Raw genomic sequence first — 511 nt, 5'->3', positions numbered from 1 at the left:
GAGCCGGGAAATGGTACCGTAGAGCTTTCCATCGAGAGCAGTGTGATTCACCAGTTTGGAAAACAGATCAAGGCAACCGTCCTGGAAACCTTAAACCGTCTGGATGTAAAAGACGCAAAGGTAACTGTAGTAGACAAGGGTGCATTGGACTGTACCTTAAAGGCACGTGTTGAGTGCGCAGTATACCGTTCCAACGATATCACTGAGAATCTTCCATGGGGAGGTGTAATTAAATAATGAGCCATCCGAATAAGAAAAGACTGAGACGTTCCATGATGTTCTTAAACTGCCAGAAGCCGGGTCTCATTAAGGATCCATACATCTACAAACCGGATTCTATTATGCTGGATCTGGAGGATGCAGTAGCAGAGAACCAGAAAGATGCTGCAAGATACTCTCTGTATCATGCACTGCAGGAGATCGACTACCGCGGAGTTGAGCGTGTTGTCCGCATCAACGGACTGGACACCCCGCACTGGAAGGAAGATATCCGTGTCTGCGTAGCAGGCGG

General features: G+C 48.1%; 2 protein-coding genes. Both read left to right on the top strand.

Annotation, left to right across the window (positions count from 1 at the left end; translation table 11 throughout):
* Positions 1-237 (top strand): citrate lyase acyl carrier protein (gene citD / locus DWZ40_RS19230; RefSeq protein ID WP_118544369.1); only part of this gene is annotated, 237 nt, incomplete at its 5' end.
* A partial coding sequence (locus DWZ40_RS19225; RefSeq protein ID WP_243035406.1) for an aldolase/citrate lyase family protein occupies positions 237-511 on the top strand: 275 nt, incomplete at its 3' end. The genes citD and DWZ40_RS19225, both read left to right, overlap by 1 nt.

The organism is Clostridium sp. AF32-12BH (assembly GCF_003477935.1).
Classification (GTDB): Bacteria; Bacillota; Clostridia; order Lachnospirales; family Lachnospiraceae; genus Brotaphodocola.
This window is presented reverse-complemented; position numbering and strand designations above follow the sequence as displayed.